The sequence below is a fragment of the Acetobacter sp. DmW_136 genome, from assembly GCF_008690365.1.
Lineage (GTDB): Bacteria > Pseudomonadota > Alphaproteobacteria > Acetobacterales > Acetobacteraceae > Acetobacter > Acetobacter oryzifermentans.
Genome location: NZ_VHON01000037.1, coordinates 185267 through 204782, shown reverse-complemented (window position 1 = coordinate 204782; position 19516 = coordinate 185267). Strand labels below are relative to the sequence as shown.

The 19516-nt window shown below is 57.5% G+C and carries 15 protein-coding genes; 7 read left to right on the top strand and 8 right to left on the bottom strand.

Features of this window, described 5'->3' with window-relative positions:
* Positions 1–25: 25 nt before the first annotated feature.
* Positions 26–1282, top strand: a complete 1257-nt coding sequence (locus FKW31_RS12975) for a D-amino acid dehydrogenase (protein ID WP_006117143.1) — start codon at positions 26–28, stop codon at positions 1280–1282.
* 257 nt (positions 1283–1539) lie between these two features.
* Here the strand turns inward: FKW31_RS12975 and FKW31_RS12970 are convergent, their stop codons facing one another.
* On the bottom strand, positions 1540–1848 hold the full coding sequence (locus FKW31_RS12970; protein WP_063353680.1) for a hypothetical protein: 309 nt from the start codon (positions 1846–1848) through the stop codon (positions 1540–1542).
* 353 nt (positions 1849–2201) lie between these two features.
* Positions 2202–4019: a translational GTPase TypA gene (typA, locus tag FKW31_RS12965; protein ID WP_150178739.1), complete on the bottom strand. Its 1818-nt coding sequence runs from the start codon at positions 4017–4019 to the stop codon at positions 2202–2204.
* Between the two features lie 141 nt (positions 4020–4160).
* Here typA and FKW31_RS12960 point away from each other — a divergent pair, with 141 nt between their 5' ends.
* Both FKW31_RS12960 and FKW31_RS12955 read left to right on the top strand, forming a co-directional pair.
* A complete protein-coding gene (locus tag FKW31_RS12960; protein WP_081461462.1) occupies positions 4161–4661 on the top strand; it encodes a hypothetical protein in 501 nt (166 codons plus the stop codon).
* 65 nt (positions 4662–4726) lie between these two features.
* Complete coding sequence (locus FKW31_RS12955; protein ID WP_150178738.1) at positions 4727–5893, top strand: MFS transporter; 1167 nt, start codon at positions 4727–4729, stop codon at positions 5891–5893.
* Positions 5894–5906: 13 nt separating this feature from the next.
* On the opposite strand, the gene FKW31_RS12950 is transcribed toward FKW31_RS12955, so the two are convergent.
* The 4 genes from FKW31_RS12950 to FKW31_RS12935 form a co-directional block, all read right to left on the bottom strand.
* A complete protein-coding gene (locus FKW31_RS12950; RefSeq protein ID WP_035354156.1) occupies positions 5907–7121 on the bottom strand; it encodes an SMP-30/gluconolactonase/LRE family protein in 1215 nt (404 codons plus the stop codon).
* Positions 7122–7264: 143 nt separating this feature from the next.
* Entirely contained in the window at positions 7265–8725 is a 1461-nt protein-coding gene (gene pyk, locus FKW31_RS12945; RefSeq protein WP_006117137.1) for a pyruvate kinase, read from the bottom strand.
* Between the two features lie 32 nt (positions 8726–8757).
* Positions 8758–9759: an SH3 domain-containing protein gene (locus FKW31_RS12940; protein ID WP_150178737.1), complete on the bottom strand. Its 1002-nt coding sequence runs from the start codon at positions 9757–9759 to the stop codon at positions 8758–8760.
* Between the two features lie 279 nt (positions 9760–10038).
* Positions 10039–10851 carry a molybdopterin-synthase adenylyltransferase MoeB gene (locus tag FKW31_RS12935; protein ID WP_150178736.1) on the bottom strand — a complete coding sequence of 271 codons (813 nt, stop codon included), beginning with the start codon at positions 10849–10851 and terminating at the stop codon, positions 10039–10041.
* Positions 10852–11045: 194 nt separating this feature from the next.
* Between FKW31_RS12935 and FKW31_RS12930 the strand changes: the two genes are divergently transcribed.
* A complete protein-coding gene (locus FKW31_RS12930) occupies positions 11046–11657 on the top strand; it encodes a DUF2939 domain-containing protein (RefSeq protein ID WP_006117134.1) in 612 nt (203 codons plus the stop codon).
* A 124-nt stretch (positions 11658–11781) separates the two neighbouring features.
* On the opposite strand, the gene FKW31_RS12925 is transcribed toward FKW31_RS12930, so the two are convergent.
* Positions 11782–12012 carry a DUF3126 family protein gene (locus FKW31_RS12925; RefSeq protein WP_006117133.1) on the bottom strand — a complete coding sequence of 77 codons (231 nt, stop codon included), beginning with the start codon at positions 12010–12012 and terminating at the stop codon, positions 11782–11784.
* 79 nt (positions 12013–12091) lie between these two features.
* Here FKW31_RS12925 and FKW31_RS12920 point away from each other — a divergent pair, with 79 nt between their 5' ends.
* The 3 genes from FKW31_RS12920 (at position 12092) to FKW31_RS12910 (ending at position 17002) form a co-directional block, all read left to right on the top strand.
* Positions 12092–12745 carry a hypothetical protein gene (locus FKW31_RS12920; RefSeq protein WP_193562081.1) on the top strand — a complete coding sequence of 218 codons (654 nt, stop codon included), beginning with the start codon at positions 12092–12094 and terminating at the stop codon, positions 12743–12745.
* 246 nt (positions 12746–12991) lie between these two features.
* Positions 12992–14854 carry an alginate export family protein gene (locus FKW31_RS12915; protein ID WP_006117131.1) on the top strand — a complete coding sequence of 621 codons (1863 nt, stop codon included), beginning with the start codon at positions 12992–12994 and terminating at the stop codon, positions 14852–14854.
* Between the two features lie 177 nt (positions 14855–15031).
* On the top strand, positions 15032–17002 hold the full coding sequence (locus FKW31_RS12910) for an OPT family oligopeptide transporter (protein WP_150178747.1): 1971 nt from the start codon (positions 15032–15034) through the stop codon (positions 17000–17002).
* 150 nt (positions 17003–17152) lie between these two features.
* Here the strand turns inward: FKW31_RS12910 and FKW31_RS12905 are convergent, their stop codons facing one another.
* Positions 17153–19495, bottom strand: coding sequence for a hypothetical protein (locus tag FKW31_RS12905; RefSeq protein WP_150178735.1), 2343 nt, complete (start codon positions 19493–19495; stop codon positions 17153–17155).
* Between the last annotated feature and the right edge of the window lie 21 nt (positions 19496–19516).

Below are 19516 nucleotides of genomic sequence, written 5' to 3'. Positions count from 1 at the left end.
TTACCTTTTTTGTAAGGATAAAACCGTGCAAGTCATCATTCTCGGCGCTGGCGTTATCGGGGTGACATCGGCCTGGTATCTGGCCAGCCTTGGGCATGAAGTCACGGTTATAGACCGCCAGCCCGCCTCAGCGCTTGAAACATCGTTTGCAAATGCGGGGCAGGTTTCACCGGGGTATTCCACACCTTGGGCTTCTCCCAGCCTGCCACTTCAGGCAGCCAAGTGGATGCTGCACCCCAAAACCAGCCCGCTGGTTATTCGCAAACGGTTTGATCTGGCCATGCTGCGCTGGATGGAACAGCTTTTAAAAAACTGTAACGCCCATGCGTATGACATCAACAAATCCCGCATGTTGCGCATTGCCGAATACAGCCGCGATTGTCTGGATGCCCTGCGTGCAGAAACCGGCATTACGTATGATGACAGACAGCGCGGGCTGATCCAGCTTTTCCGCACCAACAAACAAATAGATACCGCCCAGCACGATATGCGCCTGCTGGCAGAAGCCAACATTCCGCACCAACTTTTGGCGGTGGATCAGGTTCTGGAGCACGAACCCGGCCTTGCCCATGCCAAACATCTGCTCACGGGTGGGCTGTTCCTGCCCGGTGATGAATCGGGCGATGCGCATGTTTTTACCCAAAGGTTGGCCCGCATGGCGGAGGCCAAGGGGGTGAAATTTGTATATAACACCACCATTCTGGGGCTGGATGCCGCAGCGGACAAAATTATGTCTGTGCGCACCAGTGCTGGGCACTTCCGGGCCGATGCCTATATTGTGGCCATGGGCAGCTATAGCCCGCTGCTGCTGCACCCGTTGCGCGTGCATCTGCCGGTTTACCCCGTAAAAGGCTATTCCCTCACCCTGCCCCTTACGGATGAAACCCACGCCCCCATGTCCACCGTGAATGATACATCTTACAAGCTGGCCATTACGCGGCTTGGCAACCGTATCCGGGTAGGTGGCACGGCGGAGCTAACGGGTTACAGCCAGAAGCTCAGCCCAGACCGGCGTGAAACTCTGGAACTTTCTTTTTCAGAACTGTTTGGTGGGGGAGATCTTTCCGCCGCAACATATTGGACAGGCCTGCGCCCCTGCACGCCAGATGGCACCCCCGTTATTGGCCCTGTGCCCAATTTCAAAAACCTGTGGCTCAACACCGGCCACGGTACGCTGGGCTGGACAATGGCCTGTGGTTCTGGCCGCCTGATTGCAGACCTTGTGCATGGCAAAAAGCCCGATATTCCGGCGCTGGATCTTTCCATCAGCCGGTATAACTAAGCGCACACCGCGCTTATGCGCCACTGCGGCGCAAACCCCGATGGCAGCAAGCTGAATACGCATGGGCTGGCCCCCATAAAGCGGCCTGCACGCCATGCTGATAATCTAGCCCATTCCTAAAAAACACCCTTTGCATAGCACACAAAAAAGGCCGCGGTGGCAGATACCACCAGCGGCCTTTTTGTATTCCGCAGCTTTACGCCACAGCAGGCAGGGTGCACCACGCCTGTAACGCAGTGCCCCTTTCTACCGGGTGATTACTGAGCAGATTCGGAAGAAGAAGAGTCAGCAGTTGCGGCCTTCTTTTTACCGTGGTGCTTACCACCTTTGTGCTTGCCTTTGTGGCCTTTGTGCTTGCCCTTATGAGTAGCTGCACCTTTGCCTTCTTCTGTTGTTTTACCAGCTTCTTCAGCAGCCGGGGCAGCACCTTCTGGGGCCGGAGCGCCAGCTTCTGGGGCGGCGGCAGCAGCCGGAGCCGGAGGAGCAGCTTCCTGAGCGAAGGAAGGAGCAGCAACACCCAGCAGGGCAACGGTGGACAGAGCCGCAAGCAGACGACGAGAAATCATAAAATATCTCCAAAAACCTGTGGTCCAATCCGCCTCATGCAGGACAACCCCGCATCCAGCACATAGACCGGTTTATGTGTTGATTATTATCACGGCAGAAGCATAGCGTCTTGAGCTAAAATTTGTGCAATCTTTGCACATATCATCGCCCCGCCACTTGACAGCCGTAAACCAGCCATATTGGCGCTGGTAAAACCTAAAAAACCGCCCGGTAACAGGCGGTTTTTATAGAAAAAAGCACTTTAAACGCTCTGTATGTGACAAAGTGATGTAACCAAAAAAAATACACCCACACCACAAACGCGCCACACTTACAGGCTGCCCAAACGCTGGGCAGCCCACAAGTTACAGAATCAGTCTGCTTTTTTGCCACGCTTCTTGCGTTCGTTCGGATCCAGATACCGCTTACGCAGACGGATGGCAGATGGCGTTACTTCCACCAGTTCATCGTCTTCAATGTAAGCAATTGCCTGTTCCAAAGACATACGGCGCGGCGGGGTCAGCAGCAGGGCTTCGTCCTTACCGGCAGCACGCATGTTGGTCAGCTTCTTTTCACGGATCGGGTTTACTTCCAGATCATTCTCACGCGAATGCTCGCCAATGATCATGCCCTGATAAACCGTTTCACCCGCATCTACGAACAGCGTGCCACGATCCTGCAATGAGAACAGGGAATACTGGGTGGTTGCCCCGTTTTCCGCAGAGATCAGAGACCCGTTGCGGCGGCCTTCCACGGTGCCTGCATAAGGCCCGTAGTGGGAATACAGACGGTTCATGATACCCGTGCCGCGCGTGTCGGTCAGGAACTCACCATGATAGCCGATCAGCCCGCGGGATGGGATGATAAACGTCAGGCGCACCTTGTCACCACCAGAGGGGCGCATGTCCTGCATCTGGCCTTTGCGGAGGGACATCTTTTCCACCACAACGCCGGAATAGGGTTCGTCCACATCAATGGTGACTTCTTCGTAAGGCTCTTCGCGCTCACCCGTTTCTTCATTGGTGCGGAACAGCACACGCGGGCGGCCGATTGTCAGCTCAAAGCCTTCACGGCGCATGGTTTCAATCAGCACACCAAGCTGAAGTTCGCCACGGCCAGCCACTTCAAACGCTTCGCTTTCCGGGCTGTCTGTTACGCGAATAGCAATGTTGCTTTCGATTTCCTTGAACAGACGGTCACGAATCTGGCGAGACGTTACCTTCTTACCTTCACGGCCACCCAGTGGGCCATCGTTCAGGCGGAAGGTCATGGACAGTGTCGGCGGATCAACCGGAATAGCTTCCAGCGGGGCATCTACTTCCGGAGCAGCAATGGTGTCTGGAATAGTGGCTTCGGACAAACCAGCCACGGCCACAATGTCCCCTGCTTCCACTTCTTCCACACCCACGCGGTCCAGACCACGGAAGGAAAGCAGCTTGGTCAGGCGGCCTGTTTCCACCACGGAGCCATCGGCCCGCAGCACCTTAACAGGCATGTTCACCCTGGCGCGGCCCTGTTCTACACGGCCTGTCAGCACGCGGCCCAGAAAGTTGTCACTTTCCAGAATTGTGGCTGTCATGGCGAAGGGCTTGTTTTTGTCCAGATTCGGGGCGGGCACATGGCGCAGGATCAGCTCGAACATCGGGCTCAGATCTTTACGTGCACCATCCAGCGTTTCATCTGCCCAGCCCTGACGGCCAGAAGCAAATAGCATCGGGAAGTCAAGCTGTTCATCATTTGCGCCAAGGGCTGCAAACAGATCAAAAATTTCGTTGTGCACTTCATCGGGGCGGGCATCGCCACGGTCAATCTTGTTCACAACCACAATGGGCTTCAGGCCACGGGCCAGTGCCTTGCCAACCACAAACTTGGTTTGCGGCAGCGCACCTTCGGCGGAGTCCACCAGCACAATGGCGCCATCCACCATGCTCAGAATACGTTCCACTTCCCCGCCGAAGTCGGCGTGTCCAGGTGTATCAATAATGTTGATACGGGTATTGTTCCAGACAACGGAAGTGCACTTGGCAAGAATGGTAATGCCACGTTCGCGTTCCAGATCGTTGCTGTCCATTGCGCGTTCGGCAACGTGCTGGTTTTCGCGGAACGAACCCGACTGCTTGAGCAGTTCGTCAACCAGAGTCGTCTTGCCGTGGTCAACGTGGGCAATGATGGCGATATTGCGGATATCCATGTAAAGGCCTGATATTCCCTGCGGGCCACGCCACCGCTTTCTGCCTGAAAGGGTGGAGGATGGCTTTGCTAGTGTTTGCTTGGGCAGACAAATAGCCGCCCGCGCGCAGGAATGCACGCAAAATCCTCACCAGTGCGTATCATGGCTGCCACCGGGGGTGGCCGCACAAGGGCCGCACAGCTTGCATTTACCCCCTTATGGTGGTGTGCTTCCGGCCTTGGAACACATTATATTGAAAGGGTTTTTAGCATGGATATTCAGGCCATAGATCAAACTTACAACCAGTTTCAGGCACAGGCCCAACAATCTGCCACCGCCCTGCAAACACTGTGCGGCAAAATGCAAACCGCTGCCGATGGCGGGGATATGCAGGCGCGTGAATGGTTGCTGGATCTGAAAGAACTGGCCCTTTCCCTGCGGGATGAGCAATCTCAGATTATCAATTTGCTTCAGGCTTTGCACACGGCCCTTGCCACGCAGGTGCAGCAGAATGTGGCCCCGCCGCAGCCCTCCGCCCTAAGTTCCGTTAAGCCGGAAGTAGAAAATGTGCTGGATGATGTCATTAACTCCGGCTTTGCGCATTCCTTGGCATCTGGCGCGGGTTTTGGCATTGGCAACACGCTTATCAATAAACTGTTCTAAATACGCGCACGCCTAAGGCGTGTGAAGGCTGGCTCCGGCGCACGCAACCCGCTACAAGCCAGCCTATGCTGCTTCACCCTCCTGCGCGCTCTATTGTCAGCGCCGCCCCTACTCTTTCCCTTACTGTTGTAGGGCTAATGTTTGGGCTGGTTATGGGGCTGGGTGCGCCCCTGTTTACGCTGGAAATGGTGGATCTGGGGTTTGGCACCGGCATGATTGCCGCCAACACCATGATGCACGCTATCGGCTCCTTGGCCATTGCGCCATTTATTCCGCGCATCAGCATAGCTTTAGGCTCCAAACGGGCTGTTACGCTGGCTTTGCTAACAAGCGCTGCCACGCTGGCCCTTTTTCCGCTGTTGCCATCCATCTGGGTGTGGTTTGGCCTGCGCACCGTGCTGGGGGCCGCGTGCGAGATTATTCTGGTGCTTTCTGAAAGCTGGCTGAACCAGATTACGCCAGACCACGCCAGAGGCCGCGTGATGGGGCTTTACAGCACGCTGCTTTCCGTTGGCATTGCCGCAGGCCCTGCCTTGCTAACGGTAACAGTAACAGTAACGGGCCGCACCAGCGCCCTACCCTTTGCCTGCGCCAGTATTGCCCTTTTGGTTACCACCTGTTTGGTTGCCGCGCCGTGGCTGCCACATCCGCCTCTTACGCCCCCGCAACGCCCCAGCCTGCTGCGCTACCTGCCTTTGGCCCCCATAGTCATTGCCGCCACGTTGCTGATTGCCATGCTGGATTCGGCAGCTACCTCTTTTCTGGCCCTCTACGCCATGCACTCCGGGTGGTCAGAACATGCGGCCACACTGTTGCTGAGCATCATGCTGCTGGGGGCCACGGCGTTTCAGATTCCCATTGGTTGGATAGGAGACCGCACAAGCCGCCGCTGGCTTCTGGTCTCATTAGCCGGGTTGGCTGCGGGGGGCGCGTTGTTGTGGCCGGTCGCCATTCACCACATTGGGTTTGCCCATGTGTTGCTGTTTGCTTGGGATGGCGTGTTTGCCAGTATTTACACAGTAGCCATGTCTGTGGTGGGAGACCGCTATAAAGGGGGCGATCTGATAGCCATTTACACCCTCAGTTCCCTGGCATGGGGCGCGGGGGCGTTTGTTGGGCCTGCGCTGGCGGCCAGTTCCATGGCGATAACCCCAGATGGCTTGGCATGGTTTGCCGCCGCTGCCTGCGCGCTGTTTGGCCTGCTGCCCTTACTGCTGAAAAAAAGCGCTTAGCCCCTCTGTTTTCTCAGGCTGGGGCTGCGCCTTGGGTGTTCACCTGCAAGCGATAGAGCGAATCCCCCGCGCACATAAACAGCCAATCCCGCTTGGGGCCGCCAAACGTAAGGTTAGAAACGCTTTGCGGTAGGCGAATACGACCGATAAGATGCCCTTCGGGGTTGAACACAAACACCCCGCACAGCCCCACCGGCCCGCTAACGCCGCACCAGATATTGCCATGCACATCGGCCTTCATGCCATCTGGCCCCATCTGCACGCCTTCAAAACGCATGTTGGTAAACAGGCGCGGGTTGGAAAGCGGCAGTTCTTCCTTGTGCAGATCAAACACATGCACGGCCTGATCTCCATCATGCCCATGCCCGCCCGGCTGCTTGCCAGAGGAAACAACATAAAGCCGTGAAAAATCGGGCGAGAAGCACAAGCCATTGGGGTTGGGCAACTGTGCCTGCGTAAGCACCACATCAAGGTGGCCCATTGCATCTACACGGAAGGTATGATCAGCCTGCCGCCGCGTGCCACCCAATGTTCCAATAAGTTCTTCCCCTATTTTCCAGCGGATATGCCCATCTGGGTTGGCCTCACCACCCGGCATGTCGGCATGGCCCTCGGCCACGTTGTCTCCATACCCCGGATCGGTAAACCAGATGCTGCCATCGGGGTGGGCTATCACATCATTGGGGGAGTTGAGGGAGTGGCCCTCAAACTTATCTGCCACCACATGGGCAGACCCATCATGTTCCCACCTAATCACGCGGCGCAAAAAATGCTCGCACGTAATCTGGCGGCCCTGATAATCAAACGTGTTGCCGTTAGCGTGGTAGGATTCCGGGCGGAAAACCGTTACCTCTCCCGTTTCCCACAAATAGCGGTACTGCTGGCTTGTCACCACATCGCTGAACAGCAGATACCGCCCTTGAGAGGACCACGCAGGCCCTTCCAGCCATGTGCCTTTATTCCATACCCGATGCAGGCCAGCATTGCCGTACAACAGATCCCGAAAGGAGCGATCAATCACCAGCACATCGGGGTCTGGCGTATAAACGGGAGGAGCATTTGCCCCCCATTGGCGTGGTGGATTGGTGGTAACATCGGGCGGGCGCACGGTATCGGGCAAAATCTCATCCGCCCCACGGGCCAGCACCGGGGCCGCCACGGTTGCAGAAAGCGCGGTTATGCCTTTAAGCATTGCACGTCTTGCCAGCCTGCTACGTGGGGGTGCCATTATGCCTCCTGCGTTTACCGGACAATCTTTGCCGTATGGAGCGGGTGCATACTGCCTTGGCCCTGCACTGTCACCCCTTTGCTGTGGCAACCCCTTTGTGCAAAGGCAAAGGGCCATTGCAAACCCTTTGCCCTACACGGGTTTCAACCAATACGCGCCACACGCAAAAGGTTGGTAGAACCGCTTACGCCAAAGGGCACGCCAGCGGCTATCACGACGGAATCACCTTCCTGCCCTATGCCAGCACGGTTCACGACATCCAGCGCTGCTTCCACCACATCTTCCACCGTGGTTGTGGGTTTATGCGGCGCGCTTACAAAGGCCCGCACGCCCCACACCAACGCCAAACGCCGGGCAGATGTGTGCGTGGGGGTAATACCCAGAATGGGGCATGTGGGCCGTTCACGCGCAATACGCAGCGCCGTGGGGCCACGGTGCGTATAAGCCACAATGGCCGGAGCCTTGAGCGTATCCGCCACCTGCTGCACGGCGCTGGCAATGGCATCGGCCACATAATCTTCTGGGGCCAGACGGGCGGCGGCCATGTGGGCCTGCCAACCGGCATCTTCTTCCACCCGCCATAAAATACGGTTCATAATCCGCACAGCCTCACGCGGATATTTACCCGCCGCAGATTCGGCAGAAAGCATCACCGCATCTGCACCATCAAACACGGCGGTTGCCACATCCGATGCCTCGGCCCGTGTGGGGGTTGGGGCGGAAATCATGCTTTCCAACATCTGGGTGGCCACCACAACGGGTTTGCCCAGCCTGCGGGCCGCACGAATAATGCGCTTTTGCACCAGCGGCACGGTTTCGGGCGGGAGTTCAACGCCCAAATCTCCACGCGCCACCATCACCGCATCAGACAGCGCCAGAATGGCATCCAGATTTTCAACGGCCTGCGGTTTTTCCAGCTTAACCAGCACGGCGGCGCGTTCACCCACCAGCGCGCGGGCCTGCGCCACATCCTCGGCCCGCTGCACAAAGGAGAGCGCTACGTAATCCACCCCCAGATCCAACGCAAAAGCCAGATCCTTGCGGTCTTTTTCTGTAAGAGCGGGAATAGGCAGCGCCACATCCGGCACGTTCACACCTTTATGGTCAGAAAGCGGGCCACCTACATCCACCCGCGTTTCTATCCAGTCTGGCCCTACCTTTTCCACCACAACAGCCAGCTTGCCATCATCCATCAGCAGGCGGCTGCCGGGGCGCACGGCACTGATAATTTCTGGGTGTGGCAGATTAACGCGGTGTTCATCCCCCGGTGTGTCAGACAGATCAAACCGAAAGGCCGCACCGGGCTGTAGGGTTACACGGCCTGCGGCAAAACGGCCCACACGCAGCTTTGGCCCCTGCATATCAGCCAGAATACCAATGGGAGTGCCCAATTCTGCCTCTACCTGCCGCACAATGGCATGGCGGGCGGCATGATCTTCATGCGTGCCGTGAGAAAAGTTAAAGCGGAACACATCCGCCCCGGCCAAAGCCAGATCGCGGATGGTTGCATAATCTGAAGAAGCCGGGCCGAGTGTGGCCACAATTTTAGTACGGCACGTTTGCGCCTGTTCTGCACCCGCACCCTGTTGTGTGGATTCAGCCATGTCTGTTTCTCCTTCTAGTCCGCCGGGGTCTTTCAGGAGGGGTTCACGGCCTCATCAGCATCTACACCCCAAATGGCCTTACGCGGCACCCAGCCATTATACTGTTTGACGGAAACCCTGCACCACGCAGACCCCGCCGCACATTCCTTAACAGAGCCTACCGCACCGGGTTTCAGCACCGCTACAACGGGGGCATCATCGCTGGCACTTGCGCGGAGCATAACAGCACCCGCAATGCTTTTGGCATCATCCAACGTGGGCACTGTTTCTACAACGCGCGTATCCATGTGGCCGGATGCGGGAATTTTTTCACCATTCTTGTCTAGCTTGGGGGCAATAGGAGTATCATCCCCCGGTGGTTCACCCGGCACCAGAAAATCTCGCCCGCCCGCAAGGGTGGCCTGCTGCATCCAGCCTTTCTGGCCTGTGGGGTCTTCTACCAAACGCCACACATCAAATTCACGCTCGATACGTATTGGCATCCCACGGCGATGATACACCCAGATAATGGGGAAGCGCTGCCCCGGCCCGGCACGCATGTTCACTTCATCCGCCCGCAATGCCGCATAACGTGGCAGCGGCAGGCCCGTTACGGTGCCTTTTGGGGGTTCTGGCGCGGCATCTGCCGGAGGTGTGGCCGGGTTTGCCGCATCTGCTGCGGCAGTGCCAGCGGCTACGGCACCCGCCCCCACTGCGGCACCGGCAGCAACCGTGGCGGCGGGGTGGTGCTTGGCGGCCGCCGTGTGCGCGGCCTCGTGCCCTGCGGCATGGTGCTTTTTATGATGCTTGCTCTTTTTAGCGTGCTCGGCCTTAGCATCGGCGCTGTCTGACTTGGCGGAAACCTTTTTTCCGGCTTTGGCAGAAGCACCCTCATGCGTGGCTCCGGCATGATGAGCGTGGTGGCTGTGCGCCGTGGTTTTTTTCTGCTCTGCCGCATGGGCAGAAACCGTGGGAACACTGGCAAAAGCCACGGCACAGCCTGCCGCACAGGCCAGCAGGTGAAGCCGGAAAATAGAAGAGCGTGTGAACATCATGCCTGCATCCCTGCCAAGAGAGACGCGCCGGGGCAAGAGGCATCGCTTCTTATCCCATGCGCGAAGGCAGATAAGGTGGCATACCCTGCCCTGCCAAAGCTGCGGCAAATCTAAGCCAAACCTTACATTCCCGCCAGACATGCCCTGCATACACGCCCTATGCCCAACATGCCATGCTGGTGCAGCCCTAGTGTGTCAGGCCTGTGTTTTTTGCCGCTGTAACGTGCCGCGCATGCACGTGGTATCAGGAGTCGCAAGCATGTGTGCCGGTGCACCGGTTTACCCGGCTGAAGGTGCGGCCTGTTGCTGGGGCGTGCAGGCCTGTTCCACCCCCATGCCGCTGCAAACAGGGCAGTTGGGGTCTGCCTCCAGCATAATGGTGGTAAAGCGGGTGCGCAGGGCATCCCACATAAGCAAACGCCCGGCCATGCTTTGCCCTATGTTCAAAAGCTCCTTCAGGGCTTCTGTGGCTTGCAGCGTGCCCATAACACCCGTTACGGCCCCAAATACCCCGGCCTCACCACAGCTCAGGCCAGAGGCTTCACCATCGGTTTGTGGGTAAAGGCAATGGTAACACGGGCCGCCACGCCACGGGCGAAAAGTGGAAAGCTGGCCCTCAAACCGCTGCACGGCGGCAGAAACAAGCACTTTGCGGGTTTTTACGCAGGCAGCGTTTACCACGTAACGGGTGGCAAAGTTATCGCACCCATCACACACCAGATCGTACTGGCTTATCAGCCCTTCCGCCGTGGTGGCATCCAGCCGCTGGGGGTATGTTTCTACTACAATACCGGGGTTAAGCGCCTCTAGCGTGGCGCGGGCAGAATCTATTTTCCTGCGCCCCACATCGGCCGTGGCATGCAGGATTTGGCGCTGAAGGTTGGAAAGCTCCACCACATCATCATCCACCAGCCCGATGCGCCCCACACCGGCCGCTGCCAGATACAACGCTGTGGGTGACCCCAAGCCCCCCGCACCAATAATCAGCACGGAAGCCCCTTTCAGCGCCATCTGCCCGATTCCGCCAACCTCAGGCAAAAGAATGTGGCGAGAATAGCGCTGGATCTCGTCTTCAGAAAACTGCGAAATCATGGTGGGGCGTCCTGAAAAAAAGTAAAAAAGACAGTGAACCGATCGGTCAGAATGGCGTTAAACAGCCAACATGCTTTGTGTTGCGGCAAAAATCACGTTTTTGTAATAACAACAAAAACATGACATGTTAGTGTGCATCAGAGGTATGCTTCTGTTATAGTAACCTGCAAAATCAACATAAGAGGAATGCAAACATGATATCCCTTCCTCAGTTCGGGCAGCCTGCCCGAGCAGCCAGTCTGACCCCGCGCCAGACCGCGCGGGGGATATGTGTTGCCTCAGCCGTAGCGGCACTGGGTGTATATCTGGCTTCCCCTTTTGTAACGCTGTGGAGTGTGGGTTCTGCCCTGCACACCCACGATATGGCGGCCCTTGGGCAAGTGATTAACTGGGGGGCGTTAGATGCCTCCATCAAGCACCAAACGCTTAATGGCCTGCACCTTATCCCTGCATCGGACGATCTGCCCGAATTTGGTGAATCCTTTGCTGCCACGGCTGTTTCCAACGCAGTGGATACCACGGTAACGCAAAACAATCTGGGCATGCTGGTAGATCAGGCCATTCCGGCGGCTGTGCCTGTCAGCCAGCCCAATATTTCCTTCGCCTCTCTGGCGGCTCATGCGTCCGTAAGGTTTGCACGGCTTGATCAGTTTGTGGCGGAAGTGCCCCTGCCAGGGCATGAGCGTGAAACACCCCTGCGCATTGAAATGCGGATACAGGGGTGGCGCTGGAAAATTACCAATGTGGAATTCCCCACGGCGCGGGCTCCAGTGCTTCAGGCCTCTGCTGCGCCATCCAACGCCTGAACTCTAACCCGCCTGCACCCTAGCGTATATGTGGGTGGCCCTTATAAAAAAGGCCACCCACCCGTAGGCGGCAGCGTACTGCCTGCCTACGTATGAAGTGGCCTTGCAAGCCGTTGCGCCAGATTTATTTGGCGGCGGGCAGGTCTTCTTCCAGCACCACAATATTTACGGCGTAGGACACATCACCATCTTCATCATCACGATGAATGGTGCCAATCACTTCACCATCTGCTGCCAGTTCAACAGACATACCTGCACGAGGTGCGGGGTTGATTGTCAGCTTTTCGGAACCCAGCAGCCTGCGCAGAGCTGTCTGAAGCCGGGTGATTTCTGAAGGAGATATGGAACCGCTCATGTCATTCTTTTCCTGCTGGCATAACTTTGCGCCAAAATAAGGCAAACCGCGCAGGCATGGGCCACTCCGCCCGAAAACGGTGGAGCAACCGGGCACTGGCGCGGTCGCCTTTCCGATCTGTGGCCCCGCTATAGGACAACCACCCACGCTGCCGCAACCTTTCCGCAGCATTGCCCTGCCGCCGCCACTTTCTGCTGTGCATGTCACTTACTGGTTAGAGGAGGATCTGCCCTTGCGTTTCTTGCGTGCTCTTGTGCCGATGCTTTCTGCCTGCGTGCCTGTTGGAATGTGCCTTTTTGCCCTGCAACATGCGCCACCACCCCCGATGCAACCAGAACGCACAGCCCATATTCTCAACATGGTGGCACATGATGGCGCGGCCCACACAGCTCAAGCCCTCTCCCGCCAAAAAGGCTGGGCGGATGTGCAGCACGCCGTAACCTCTGGCCAGCCAGATGCCGCGCGCCTTGTGCCCGCGCTTTTGCCATCCGCAGATTCGCACACAACGCGTACACTTTACAAAACCATGCAGGCCGCCCTGCCCAAGCACCCGGCTGTTGTGCTGGCTGCTACCAAGCAAGGTACATCCATACAGGCAGATTTGCAGGCTGTATGTTCCCCCATAGGCATGAGCCACACATGGCGCCAACAAGCCCGCCAAGCAGTGGCCCATGTGCATGATGTTCATCTGTCTGACCGTGCGCAACGGTGCCTAAACAGGCTGGATGGCTGAACACTTTTTTGTTTATTTCTTAAATCAGTTTTTATGAAACCCTGACGCTGGCACAAAAACCCAAGAAATACTGCCAGTTCCAGCCGGTCTATGCGCGCCTTTTCAGCCGCAAATGCTACACAAGCCAGAAATGCACCACACGCAATTTAGATATGACCTGAGCGCGTGAAGTGATAACATCCAAATATTAGATATTCATTATTAGAATATCTCCCAAAAAAAATAACAAGAAGCGAACCCCGGCCCATGACCGCATACCCCGGATTTTCTCGTCCCGGACAGGCCATTGCCGCCGTTTACTGTCCGGCTTTTTCTTCTCCTGCCCTCCCTGCCCGCACGCCTGTTTATTGGCCTGCCTTTGGCCTGCACGCCCTGCTTGCAGCCTCTGCCGCCGGATTTGCGGTGTGTCTTGCCCCCTACGCTACAGCGGCAGAAACAGCCCCTAACGCCGCGCATCTGCATTACCCGCACACACCTGCCGTTGTGCGCACAACACCAACCACTGTTGTGCCCGCCAAGGAAGCACCAGCAGAAGTCACATCCTCTGCCACTCCTGCCGCCAAGCCGGGGTTTTGGGATAATGCACGCCTGCTGCCCCCACTCACCAGCCGACCAGAAGCATATGGTCAGCCGCAATCTTTGGAGCTTTCCCCCTTATCTACCGCCCTGCTGCACCAAGGGCCGTGGGGGGTATTTAACGCCAATACCGGGGCTGCCGCAGGGTTTGGCACCGTGGGGTATTATGCTGTTTCGCGGTGGGCGGAGGATTGGTCCAGCCTGCGGGACAAGCGCAACCGCATAGATGCCATGGATGCGCTGAAATACATTCCCTTCAATCAGGAAGGAGATATCTACCTGTCCTTCAGCGGCAACTTCCGCCAGCACAACTTTTATGATCAGCGTGCAGGATTTGGCACCACCAAAAAAGATCCTGCCTATCGCAACAACTTTCGCTGGAATCTGGGTGCAGACCTGCACTTGGGCGAGCACGTCCGCCTGTATGGGGAGCTGATGAGCGGGCAAGCCGCAGGTGTAAACTACTATGGCTATGCCGGAGGCCGCTGGCGCAGCAAGCTGGATGCCCAGCAGGCGTTTGTAGAAGTGCGCGGCAAAGTGCTGGGCGCCACCGTAGGCGGCATGGCCGGGCGCATGACCTTTTTGGATGCCCCCCCATATTTTACGGCAGGAAGCGTGTACCCCACCCTGCCGTATTCATGGAACGGCCTGCGCGGCTATGCCTTTTGGAAGAACTTTCGCGTAGATGGTTTTTATCTAACCCTAACAGATAACAGCCCGCCCATTGCCTTCCATGATACCGTGGGGTGGAGGTCTCGCCTGTTTGGGGCTTACACATCCTACGCGCTGCCCAAGTTCTCGTTTCTGGGCAAAAACAGCCAAGTGTTTGTAGATAGCTTTTACTACGGCATTATTCTGGCCAGCAGCGCTCTGCCCACAGCAGCAGGCGGCAGCATTGCGGGTTCTACCCACCGTGATACGCCGGGCATGCGCGTATGGGGTAACGCCGGGCCTGTTGAATTTTCTGTTGGCGGCATGTGGCAGGGGGGAGAATTCCGCGCGGCCAAAAGCGGCCCCACACGGCCTGTTTCTGCTTATTCCATCAACGCCACACTCTCATGGCGCTTTGCCAAATGGGCGGGGCATCCGGCTGTGGGGATTCAGGTGGATGATGTTTCTGGCGGCAACATGAACAAAAGCCAGAGCAGCAGTTGGGGCAGCTTTCTTTCACCCTACGTGCCCAGCGCCTACTACCTGGATATCAGCACCTATATCGGGCAATCCAACATTATTGATGTAGGGCCTATTGCCACGGTTTCCCCCACCCCCAACACCACCTTGCTGATGAAGGTGCCCGTGGTGTGGCGCAACAGCAAACAAGATGCCATTTATGCCAGCGGCACAGCCTTTTATAACCTGCGCCCACATGGGGCCTATACGGCCACTATGCCGCAGGCCAGCTTTACGTGGCGTGCCACGCGCCACATTACGCTAAGCGTTGATGGCGAATATATTTTTGCTTCCAAAACCATGATTAACGCGGGCGCATCCTCCGGCGCGTTCGTGCAGAGCAACTTGGAACTTACCTTTTAACCCTCGCTTTTGTGCCCATTGGGCCACAGCGGTACAGACAAACTGCCCCGTCCATCGTAATGCTTGCAGCATATACAAACCAGACGGGGCAGCCCCATGCGCCACGCATGTCCTGCACATGCATCCATCGGGCCGCCTTGCCACAGCCAGACCAAGCAAGCAGCCCGAGGCCCCAGCATGACGCCATCCCCCACCCGCCGAGAACTCACCCTGCGCGGGCTTGTGCTGGGCGCACTCATCACCATCGTTTTTACTGCTTCCAACGTGTATCTGGGCCTGCGTATTGGGCTTACGTTTGCATCCTCCATTCCCGCTGCGGTTATTTCCATGGCTGTGCTGCGGATGCTGGGCGGCGGCTCCATTTTGGAAAACAATATGGTGCAAAGCCAAGCCTCGGCAGCGGGCACGCTTTCTTGCGTGTTTGCCACCTTTCCGGGGTTGGTTATGGCGGGGTATTGGCAGAACTTTCCGTTCTGGCAAACGGCGGGGCTTTCACTCGCCGGAGGCATATTGGGCGTGCTGTTTACAATTCCACTACGGCGCGCACTGGTTACAGAAAGCAGCCTGCCTTACCCAGAGGGCGTGGCTGCGGCAGAAATTTTGCGCGCCGGGGCAGAAAAAGGCCATAGCCACGGGCTGCGCGCCCTTATTGGCGGCGGTGTTATTGCCACGCTTTTTTCATTCGCCAGTGCTGGGCTGCGGCTTTTGGCCGATACACTCACCCTTACAGCCACCGCTGGGGCTGCGGTGTTTCAGTTTTCCGGCGGGCTTTCCCTCGCTCTTGTTGGGGCAGGCTATCTGGTGGGAATAGCTGGCGGGTTGGCCATGCTGCTGGGCTGCATTCTGGCGTGGGGCATGGGTGTGCCATGGTTAACGGCCCATTTGCCCAACCCGGAACATCTGGCCCCTGCCGCCTTTGCGCATGATGTATGGCTGCACAAGGTGCGCTTTATTGGTGCGGGGGCCATTGCCGTGGCCTCACTCTGGACATTGGTGGAACTTATGCCGCCTGTGCTGCGTGGCCTGCGCGCCATGTTGACAGGCCGCGGCCAAACGCTGGTGCCCGATACAGAGCGCGATATGTCTGGCCGCAGCATGGGGCTGTTGCTGCTGCTTTCCGCCGCCATGCTGGCTGGGCTGTTTGCGTATTTTCTGGCCCCTGTTGCGGTGGGGTTTTGGCCTGTTGTGGCCGCTGCTGTGCTGTTTTGCATTGTGTTTGGTTTTATTATGGCGGCAGCTTGCGGCTATATGGCGGGCATTGTGGGGTCTTCCTCCTCCCCCATATCGGGCATTATCATTATTGGCGCTGTGCTTTCCGCCCTGATGATACTGGCGCTGGAAGCCTTGGGCCTTACCCCCACCAGCATGATGGCCGAGGGGCAAAAACTGGCCACGGCGTTTACCATTTTGGTGCTTTCGGCCATTACGGCCACGGTGGCCATTTCCAACGATAACCTACAAGATCTTAAAACCGGGCAGCTTGTTGGGGCATCGCCATGGAAGCAGGAAGTGGCGCTGATTGTAGGCTGTGTGGTGGGGGCTGCGGTTATTCCACCTGTGCTAAACCTGCTTTATCAAGCCTATGGTTTTGCTGGCACCATGCCCCGCCCCGGCATGGACCCCACGCATGCGCTTTCCGCCCCACAGCCTGCGCTTATTGCCATGATCGCCAACGGCATTTTTACGCACTCGCTGGATTGGAGCATGCTTTCCATTGGCATGGCGCTGGGGGCTGTTCTGGTAGGGGTGGATCAGCTTTTGCGCCGCCGCCATATGGCGTTGCCACCTTTGGGCGTGGCGGTGGGGCTGTATCTTCCTGCCTCTGTTAGTATCACGTTGGCTGTTGGGGCTATTCTGGGTTGGGGGTTAAAACACCACATCAAAACCCGCAGGGCACAGAAGCACCAAACAGAACCTGCTGCCAACGCCGCCATTGGCACCATGCTGGCTTCTGGCTTTATTGTGGGGGAAAGCCTGACAGGTGTTGCGCTGGCCGTGCTTTCTGGCGCGTTGGGGCAGGATGATGCGCTCTCCATCGCGCACTATGTGCCTGCAAACCTGCCGCCTGTGTTGGGCACTGCTGCTTTTGTGGCTGTCTGCTGGTGGTTTGCGCGTAAAACCCTGCAAGCTGAAACACAGGGGCATTAAATGCGGCCTACGCAAAAGGCTTACCCCGGCAAGGGCGCACAACACGTAAACACCCTTTAAAATATGCGGCGGGTGGAGCGCGCTACGTTCTGTTTGGCAAACCTGTAAGACATTCAAAGGAACGTTACAGCCTTATTGGCTTTTTTCTTTTTAGAAATCAGGGCTTTTTCGTTTTTGTCTGCGCCTAAAGCCCAATCCCAACAACCCCAAGCCAAACACCAGCCCCGCCCAGCCCCACGCCATACCGGGTGGGATAAAGGAAAAGCAAATATCCGCGCCCCCTTTTGGCAAAGTGATGCGCTGGAACAGGTTTTCTTCATACCCAATAGCGGCTTCCTGCCCGTTGATGCGCACATGCCAACCGGGCAGCATAAGTTCGCGCCGAATAAGTAGGGCAGCCGTGCGGCAATGTGTGCGGAGTACGGTGCGGGAGATTGGGTAGATCTCGCAGCCCTCTGCGGTCTCAAAATACGGGGCGGGATGAGGCAGGCGGTACAGATCATTCGCGGCACTGCTGTAAAGCAATTGCAGACGTTTTTCGGCGGGGGCCTCCTGCTGGCCCGGCAGCACCATACCATGCGGCACAACTGCCAGAGCCACGCCCAAGCGTTCCAGAACCTCCGGCTTTTGGCCCAGAACATCCTGCAAAAAGAAGTGCCCATTCGGGGTGTTGGGCGTAATGCCATCAAACGTAACGGGGTTAAGGTTTGCGCCAAAATCCTGCTGCAAACGGGCAATCCACGCAGCAGGCATGGGCACGCCGTTGTGGTTGAGAGAGGCCAGCCCAAAATACGCACCATAATTGGGAGCCAACCCGCCGAGAGATACAAACCTGTTCAGCCCGATTTGTGCCTTCATGGTGTTGATAAACGTGGCATCTACCGGCAGCACGCTGCGGGTGGAGAGTAGCGGCACGCAAAACAGAAAAAGCGCTTCTGCCACCACGGCACTTGCCAGAACAGCACAGCGCCACCGCGCCAAAACCGGCAATAGCAACGCGGCAAGGCACAGTGCCACCAATGCACCACCTGCCAGCACAGAGCCAAAAGCATAAAAGCGGGAAGGCACAGGCCCTTGCGCAAAGCCCCATAAATCGGCCCGTGCGGGGGCGTTCCAGCGCCACACGGCATAGGTGGACAGCAGCAGAACACCACCGGCACACAGCGCAGGCCATGCGGATATCAGCCAGCTTTTGACACGTTGTTTTGCAACACCCGCGCCCGCCTGAGCACCAATATTGTGGCACACATCATCCAGCCCGAAGGCGGCTAGAAGAATAAGCGTCATTTCCTCCATCGGGTAGCAAAAGCGATGAAAAAACGTGAGGGCTATACCGGGTATCATATCCATAAGCGGGGCTATGCCGGGCAGGTTGGCCTGCTTGCCCACACAAGCCACAAAATAGGCCGCCAGCATAATACGTGCCGCCCGGTCTCGCCGCCCCCATAGGCCCAGAAGTGCCAAAAATGGCAGCACAGCCCCCCAATATCCGCCAACACTCCACCATGCCTCGTACCGAGAGGCCGGGCCGTAAAAAATGGGGCCATTGATGTAAGGAAACAGCGCCATAGCCCAGCATGTGATGGGCTGGGTGATGGAAATACCCGCTGCGTGGTCTCCCACCCACGCATGGGGCAAATAGGTGGCAAACGCCACAAGCTGCGGGGCAGCTAAAAGCAGGGCCGTGCTGCCGCCAACCGCAATGGCGGCGGCAAACGGTGCGCGTGCCCCCGCAGGCTGTTGCGCCAGACGCAAAAAAGCCCAGCACAATACCAATGTGCCCTGCAAAAACGCGGTTTCGGGAAAGCTGGAAAGCACCATGCCCCCCAAGCCAAGGGCCAGCAGGCCCCAGTTACGCATACCGGCCCAGCCATGTGCCGTGCCACGCAACACCTCCACCCCCAGCAAGGCCAAAGGCAAAAAGGCCAGCGGCTGGCTTGGCCCATCCGATGCCCACGCAAACGTGCCGTTAAACGCCCACAGCACGGCACCGGCCAACACCACGCGCGCATCCAACCCCAGCTTGCGCAACAGAGCGTACATGCAAAAACCTGCCAGAATTTGCAGCGCAATTTTAAGCAGCAACAGCCCACCGGGCAGGCCTAAAAGCAGCACAAAAGGCAAAAAGAACGCGCCGGGCTGATACTCCCCCGCCAACGGCATGCCCACGCCGCTATACGGGTTCCACCACGGCAAAACACCATGCCGCCAATCTGCTGCGGCCAAGTGGCCCAATGCCTGCACAATAACACCCGCGCAGCCATCTACCCACCCCGGCAAACCGGGTAACATGCCGCCTTCCAGCCAGTTGCGCCGCGTTTGCGTGCCTGCCGAAAGCACAGAAATAGGGTCGGACGTTGCGCCACCCCACAGCATCGGGCCCAGAAGTTCTGGCAGATGCACCAGCACAGGCAGCAATGCCAGCACAACCACGTGCCATACAGGCCAATGAGCACAAAACCGATGGCGGGCAAAAAAAGAAAAAGCGGGCATATGCCCGCCTTAGCAAAGGGG